Source organism: Prevotella sp. HMSC077E09 (assembly GCF_001814685.1).
GTDB classification, from domain to species: domain Bacteria; phylum Bacteroidota; class Bacteroidia; order Bacteroidales; family Bacteroidaceae; genus Prevotella; species Prevotella oris.
Genome location: NZ_KV817596.1, coordinates 1 through 4,215 on the forward strand (window position 1 = coordinate 1; position 4,215 = coordinate 4,215).

Genomic DNA, 4,215 nt, shown 5'->3' on the forward strand with positions numbered 1-4,215 from the left:
CGCTAAAAATGGACAATGGAGCAGTCTTCAAGCCAAACGACCGCTATCCGCTGACGAAGGATGTGTTCCGCTTGTACTATACTTCGCTCTCAGCCGACCGCCAGACAATTGATGTATATGTGGAGGATAGTTTCGGTAAGGTTCAGCAGCTGACCTTTAGTTTCAACAACGAGCGAGAAGAGGGCAAGCCTGCATCTTCTCGCCACTAAGAACATAATTGATGCGAACGATAAATGCTTTCATTTTACTTTGTGTATTCTGCCTGTTCTGTCAGCCGACCCTTGCTCAGCGGAGGGTGCGGCTGGCAGACTTGCCACCTTTTTGAATATCCCTTAATTTAAGGACATTCTCAGGCACATTTGTTATCCAAGAGTTTTTATCCACTCTTTTAAAGTGTTTGCTAAGAAAATCTTTAATGGAGAGGATAAGCAAGTAATTAGATAAATCACAAAAACCCATAAGGGTACAGAGATAAATGAGAATAAAATGTCTTTACCCCAATTCTTAAATCGATTAGCCCAAGTTGGCTTTAGACTGTCTTTTATAGGTTCTATTATTTGTTCCTTCAATAAACAATTTTCTATTTTGAGTTGTTTTTTTTCATTTTCATGCTGTAAACCCCATGCACTGAGAAGTTCTTCTTTCATTTTGTCAGCCCTAGACAACAACCCATCCAAATAGTATTTATGATCTGTCTTATTAGAAAAATTATCTTCTATCTCTTTATCAGTGGGTGGAATATTGTGATGTGACTTCTTAAAGTCTTCTATCCAAGCTATTTTTTCTTGTTTATATAAGCTATATGCGATAAATCCATTTAGCCCATTATCATCTGTAACAAGCTTTGAATAAATGAAATTATATCTTCTTCCCTTTTGTTTAGACATAATACTAATCTGAAATTCGAACAATTCTATTCCATGCTGCATCTATATCATTACTAGATACAGTCTTAATACCACTTGATGTACGAATTTTCACAATTTCTATTCTTCTATAAATTGTTTCTTTCTTTGAAACAGAGTTTTTTTTACGAAGAATAGCAATGTTTTTTGTTGCTTCCTTTTTCATTTATACCATTTGCTCATAGTTGTAACAATGCAAAGGTACTATTTTCTACGAGATAATCGGCATAAATTTGATATTAAGATATATATTGTTTCTTAAGTCTGTCAAAAACCTCATTAATCTTTCTGAAAAAATAACATTGATGCGTGGGGCACATTATACTCCACGCATCAATGTAAATATTAGAAAGTCACGCTCGTTCTTTCCTTATGGCTCTGCAATCTCTGGTCCCGATTGAGAGTGATTCTCAGCTGGCTTCTTAGTTTCCTTGTCAGGCGCTGAAACGCGTTCGTAGCTCACGCCAGTAAGTGTAAAATACTTCTTTGAGGGAGTGAGGTGTACCACAGGTTTCGTAATATGAACCTTTGGGTTGAACTCCGCTTTTCCCTTCTCAACCAATTTACTCTGGAAAGAAGGTGTAAGTGTCCCGATGTCTCCGAAGTCTACAATGTCTCCGTTCTCAACGTGTTTTTTTGCTATCTCAGCTGCAAGTCTGAGGACAGCCTCAACTTCTGCACCTGTGAACGTTGTAGCGTGTGCCACTTCATCACAGAAGCTACGATGATCAACTCTCTTTCGTCCTGTAGGATGTGCCTGCACAACGATTTTTCCTTTCAAATTTCCAACTGTTCCTTTACGCTCCTTTAGCGTATAGGCAATAGGTCTGTTCGCCATAGTAATTAGTGTTGCCCCCGATTGTTAAGCCTTTGGAGGCTGGGGCTTTATCCTCCTCAACTTGTTAGTAGATTTAAATGCCAAATCTGGATTATTTAGGAAGGCTCTATAATGATCCATAGCCCCTTCAAAGAACGTAAGATAGCTTTGTCTTGCGCTAGGATGATAAGTATTCAGAATAATCAAAGCTTCTACATCATTCTTTGCAGGACGTATTCTTATACTATTGTGGTCTTGTATTTTCAAAAACTCATCTTCTCCACCAAACATGTTAATTACAAAGTTATAAATATTATTGTTAGTACAAACAATGACATTAGGATTGAGGATTTTGATTTCCTTCTCCAAAAGAGGCTTATACTCAGCATTGTTTAAATAATAATTGAGTTTGGAATTGGAAATAGTCCTCTTACCTCCTTGTTTTTTACATTCGACAAAAGCAAATGGTTTTGTGAGGAAGGTCCTTTTGACATCTTCCTTATCAAGAGAGTCGAAAGAAACAACACTACCAATACGAGAATAGTATATGCCATAAAATAAATTTGCAATATTGTGAATGAATTTTGACCTTAACTCTCTATTTTTAGCTTTCCTTTTTTTCGTGTCTTCCTTATCATCTGGATAATCCTTTAACCATTTACGTGCATCATCACTCCAATCTGAAGGTTGATCCTTCAAAAGAAACATTATTCGTTTATTTTCTTTTTCCCAATCATCTTCAACATCTATTGATAAATCGGGTTTATACATCAAACCATCATATGTAAATATTATATTGTCATTTATATCACGTCTCTCGTGATATTCATCCTTCCTACTTGCTTTTATCCAATCGTTGAATAGCGATTCTAACTGGTTGTCATATTTTCCCATCGACACTTATTATTAATGTGAGTATTTTTTATCTATCAATTTAGTAATCTCTTTCTTTCAAATGAAAGGTTTATTAAAGCCTACAACATATTCAGTATGAGGGTGATCATGGTTAGGACTAATCTGCCATTTGAGTTCCAAATCTACTGGGAGCTGATGCATAAACCTAGCTAAAAGATTCATATCCTTCTTTGTCTTTCTTGTATTAATGCTTTTTAATTCTAATCCAAGCATCACGAAACGAAGATTATTTTTATAAAGCTCATTCTTATATGGTATGGGATGAATAGGGTGAGCAAGGGAAGAGGCTGCCCCTGAGATAATGAAAGCTGCAATACGAGAGCATGATTTAAAATCACAAATATCCATACTTATGAGACCAGGTGTTTCTATAAAATGACGAAAAAACAACAGATAGTGTAAAATACTCTTTTGTAAAGTACAATACGACGAAGAAAGTATGATATTATAGAGACCCCATCTTTCCCTGAATGTCTCATATTGTAAGTTAGAATGCAAGTCTAAAATAAAAATACTATCGGTAAGATCTTTATATCTTTTTATGAAAGTATCTATTTCAGATGTATATACTTCAGCATTGTCCGTGAAGACAAAAATTGCAAGGTATTGTTTGGACTCCAGATTATTATTGCAATTAGATATATCCTCATAAGGTTGTTTTAGACAGCTTAAATATTCTGTGGCTTTATCTCCGAAACAATGATAAGCACATAATCGTTTATGACGTACTCCAAAATCTAAGGGCTGTTTTGATTCTTCCATTTTTTTTATTTATATTTTTAAGTTTACTTCCATTATTAGCAGATTTGAATATCTGATGTAAAATTAGCAAATCTTTTTAAGAAAAAAAATCTTTCTGTTAAAAAGTATCCTATCGAGGTTCTATTTATAGTTTATCTTTCACTTCGTCCGCCGATTTTCTATTCAAGAGCTGTTACTAGATGCGCAGGCTACACACGAGTTATTGAGAGCTTTGCTTGAAAAAAGCCAAGCGTTTGCCCAAACTCTTGGCGTGTGGAGCGGAGCGTTTATCTTGGCTCTTGATACTACAAAAGCTCCCGATGGTGTTACATCAAGTCATGTTCTCGCTATTGACGGTTGGCAAACCATTAACCTCGATGATCAGAACGATTGTCCCTGTCAGTTCGGTGTAGAGTTTCTCATACTCTGGACTTGCACCAAAGTCGTCCGTCAGTTCATACTTGTCGAAAACGCTTTGCACAGCCTTATTCTTCAGAAGCATTGGTGTTAGTCTTTCAGGAAGAGGAGAAGGGAGTTCTTTCTCAAACTCATTCTCTAAAACTGAAACAAGGGTGTCGTACTTGGAGAAATGCAGTCCTTGATACAGAACTTCGCTTGCCATTACCTCTGCTTCTGGGTAAGAAAACCCTTGTGCTATAGCATCGCAGTAAGCTGCCAATGCTTCGTCTGCACGAGCAGTTACAAACGTATTTTCATTCACTCTCTCTGGAAAATGCTCTCCAAGATACGCTTCCAACTTTAAACGGAAGTAAGAAAGCTCTTTCTTTGTTGTTGTCATAATTTGGCGCAACCGATAAACCCTGTGGGGAGGGTCTA

Annotated in this window: 7 protein-coding genes and 1 pseudogene; 2 read left to right on the forward strand and 6 right to left on the reverse strand. The window is 36.5% G+C overall.

From position 1 onward, the window contains the following. Both HMPREF2983_RS12665 and HMPREF2983_RS14360 read left to right on the forward strand, forming a co-directional pair. Window positions 1-209 (forward strand): TraQ conjugal transfer family protein (locus HMPREF2983_RS12665; protein WP_141757664.1); only part of this gene is annotated, 209 nt, incomplete at its 5' end. A gap of 11 nt (window positions 210-220) precedes the next feature. Further along, window positions 221-322, forward strand: a pseudogene (locus tag HMPREF2983_RS14360) (lysozyme); the annotation flags it as partial. 40 nt (window positions 323-362) lie between these two features. Here the strand turns inward: HMPREF2983_RS14360 and HMPREF2983_RS12670 are convergent. From HMPREF2983_RS12670 to HMPREF2983_RS12695, 6 genes are all read right to left on the reverse strand, one after another. Further along, on the reverse strand, window positions 363-887 hold the full coding sequence (locus HMPREF2983_RS12670; protein WP_070669016.1) for a hypothetical protein: 525 nt from the start codon (window positions 885-887) through the stop codon (window positions 363-365). Between the two features lie 4 nt (window positions 888-891). After that, complete coding sequence (locus HMPREF2983_RS12675; protein WP_070669019.1) at window positions 892-1,071, reverse strand: hypothetical protein; 180 nt, start codon at window positions 1,069-1,071, stop codon at window positions 892-894. Between the two features lie 204 nt (window positions 1,072-1,275). Beyond that, a complete protein-coding gene (locus HMPREF2983_RS12680; RefSeq protein WP_070669022.1) occupies window positions 1,276-1,743 on the reverse strand; it encodes an HU family DNA-binding protein in 468 nt (155 codons plus the stop codon). Between the two features lie 24 nt (window positions 1,744-1,767). Further along, window positions 1,768-2,616: a uracil-DNA glycosylase family protein gene (locus tag HMPREF2983_RS12685; protein WP_070669025.1), complete on the reverse strand. Its 849-nt coding sequence runs from the start codon at window positions 2,614-2,616 to the stop codon at window positions 1,768-1,770. Window positions 2,617-2,673: 57 nt separating this feature from the next. Beyond that, on the reverse strand, window positions 2,674-3,399 hold the full coding sequence (locus tag HMPREF2983_RS12690) for a toxin-antitoxin system protein (protein WP_070669028.1): 726 nt from the start codon (window positions 3,397-3,399) through the stop codon (window positions 2,674-2,676). Window positions 3,400-3,709: 310 nt separating this feature from the next. After that, a complete protein-coding gene (locus HMPREF2983_RS12695) occupies window positions 3,710-4,177 on the reverse strand; it encodes a DUF1896 domain-containing protein (RefSeq protein WP_070669032.1) in 468 nt (155 codons plus the stop codon). Window positions 4,178-4,215 lie beyond the last annotated feature (38 nt).